This window comes from Candidatus Melainabacteria bacterium RIFOXYA2_FULL_32_9, assembly GCA_001784615.1.
Taxonomy (GTDB): Bacteria; Cyanobacteriota; Vampirovibrionia; order Gastranaerophilales; family UBA9579; genus UBA9579.
Window position 1 is genome coordinate 1 of record MFRQ01000133.1, and the last position, 2793, is coordinate 2793.

1 protein-coding gene and 2 pseudogenes are annotated in these 2793 nt (G+C 29.5%); 1 reads left to right on the forward strand and 2 read right to left on the reverse strand.

The genetic code is table 11. The features are described from left to right. A pseudogene (locus A2255_00190) lies at window positions 1–1583 on the reverse strand (hypothetical protein). Between the two features lie 259 nt (window positions 1584–1842). Here A2255_00190 and A2255_00195 point away from each other — a divergent pair. Next, a complete protein-coding gene (locus tag A2255_00195) occupies window positions 1843–2292 on the forward strand; it encodes a hypothetical protein (protein ID OGI17987.1) in 450 nt (149 codons plus the stop codon). Between the two features lie 111 nt (window positions 2293–2403). Here A2255_00195 and A2255_00200 read toward each other — a convergent pair. Further along, window positions 2404–2793, reverse strand: a pseudogene (locus A2255_00200) (hypothetical protein).

Genomic DNA, 2793 nt, shown 5'->3' on the forward strand with positions numbered 1-2793 from the left:
TACCAGCCATGAGACGGATGATCGGTCAAAAAATTCAAAGCAGGACCCTGCGGCATCATTATAAATGTTGCATTCTTCGGCATTTCTTTATTTATATAATCTATCGCTCCATTTGCAGCATCTGCAAAAACTTTGTTTGTATAAATTGTTCCTTTTGCTGTACTCACAGGATATAAAACCATAGATTCTATCTCTTCTATATAATTTAAAGACAAAGCGAATCCTATACCTATTAGAACAAGACAACAAGCCTGTTTCCAAATGTTAGCATTAATCAGTTTTAAATAATTGGGCAAATAATCTATAAGGAAAATAACATTAACCATAAGGGTTAACGGCAATAAAAATGTACCAAAACTATTAAAATCAATGAAAAAATAAGATCTAAGAGAGGAAATTAAAGCCGCAATTGTTATTAATATAAAAATTTTCTGATTTAAACTTAATATTTCTAATTTATTTTTTATTTTCTTGATTTTATTTATAAAAGATAATCCCTTAAAATCTTCTTTTATAAAGGGAAACAGCAAAATAAATAAAAGAATAAATGTTGTGGTGATTGCTATCCAACCAAACATTATATTGCGGTATTCAATAAAATAATCACTTATTAAAATAGGAATTATAACTAAAGGAATTGCTATAACAGTCTGAATCCCCTTTTTAAGGTTATTTAATTTATTATGAATTAAATATAATAAAGGACAAATGAGCAGTAATGATGTGGCAAAAATCAGTATGATTTTTGTAAAATTGTAGCTATTAAGGTTTAAAAATCGCATACTAGGGTATAAGCCAGAATATCTACTGTAAAAATACTCTACAAGAGGAGACTTTACGAATTTATCAAAGTGATACAGGTAATTAGACATATCAGATAATGTTAATCCCTGCAAAAATAATGTACCCCAACTAACTAAAGGGATAATTATCAGGATTGCAAAGTTTAATATTGAATCTTTTCTGGTTATAGGCTTTAAAAATAATACTATGATTAATAATGGAATTAAGAATAAAGAAAAATCTAACTTGGAAAGCATAGAAATACTTATGAATAAAAAAGAAAATCTTGTATATATTGGATTTGAGGTTTTAAGATAATAAATAAGAAACAATAAAGATAATAAGAGTGCTGTTAAAGCATAGCTTATTGCAGGAGAATAAGGAAATATATAGTTAAAGATATAATAATGAAAAACGCAAGTGGTCATTATTATAAATGATACTGTGAAAGCTACCCATCTGGATGAAATACTCCTTGCTATTAGATATATCGTACTCAATATAACCAGAGAATTAACTATTCCAGCTGCATAAAGAGTATTAAGATGTTCTCCAAAAACTATGAATAAAAAGCTGTTCAATTGATATGCAAAAGGTCCGTATGGGATAAATATGTCTTTATATAAAACACCCCCTTTTAACATCTCTGATGAGATAAATGGCCCTACAAAACTGTCTACTACAGGATGTACCTGATGAGCTACAAATATGTGAGCAAGAAAAGTAAATATAATTAATAAAGCAATGAACGCTAAAATATCATATCCATAATCCTTTTGCAGCTTTTTTATAATTTCCACTTATTTCTCCTCTAAAAAACTGTCTCTCCAGCTTTATTAATTTAATGAGAAAACCCCTTTAGGCAGAATTTTAGCACGAATTGAGAATAATATATAAAACCAAGCTTAATTCTTTTCACTTAGTTTTATATTTAAATAATAATTTGGTTTTTACTTGATTTATAAAGACTATTAAGTGAGAATATTTCATATATTTAATCGAGGAAAGCACAAATTATATATTGTAATCTTTAAGTATCCGGGGTAAGAGGGGATTGATATGATAAAATTTAAAAAAATAATAGTATTTACTTTAATCTTCTCAGCATTACTGGGTTTTGCTGTAGTGCCGGATGCTTTAGCTGCTAAGAAAAAGAAAAAAATAACTGATGAAGAAATAACCCAAATAACGACTACTATAAATACATTAGTTAAAAAAGTCTATGCTTCAGGATTATTCTCCCCTAAAGATAATGAAGACTTAATTGATATCAAGTTACAACTAGATGACGCTCTACTGGGAAATCCAAATAACAACGATTTCCCACAGTTATATTACAAAACAGGCTTTATATATAGAGAGAGAGAATACAGAGAAGAAGCAATAGAGTGCTTCCAAACTGTACTGGATAATTTCCCTGACTCTCCGTACGCAGCAAAAGCTATGAATGAACTTAAAAAAATGGGAGTAAAAATAACCAGTCCCGATTCACAAGATACTATGGAATAAAAAAATTCCCTGTAAAACAGGGAATTTTTTTAAGTAAAACTAAATTAAGGACAGCGTAAAAAATACTTATGGATTTTGATGAAAAATGCGTAAGTATTTTTTATTGCGTCCTTAATTAATAATTTTTGCATAACCTGTAACTGGTGTAACAGTTGTAGACTTAGATGCAAGAGCAGTTGATCCTTTATAATAACTTATAGTTACCTGATTGGTGCTTGTAGTGAAACCAGAAGTTGCCCCAGAACTATCAACAGGTTGACCTCGAAAATCGAACCTTATTACATTACTTGATATAGTGCTCGATGTGCTATTATAAAGAACATTTTTGCTTAAATAAAACTGAGATATAAGGGTTCCATTACCTTGCTTAACCTGTACTAAACCACCATCCTGGCCGTTAGATGTACTGGCTTGGGAAAAATCAATTAGACAAGTACGAGATCTGGTAATAGCATTACTTCTTGCTTCTTTTATTGCCTGTTCAACTTTTAAAATATCTTC

Coding starts and splice junctions, on each gene's coding strand:
- A2255_00195 (OGI17987.1), top strand. CDS start 1,843: ATGATAAAATTTAAAAAAATAATAGTATTTACTTTAATCTTCTCAGCA.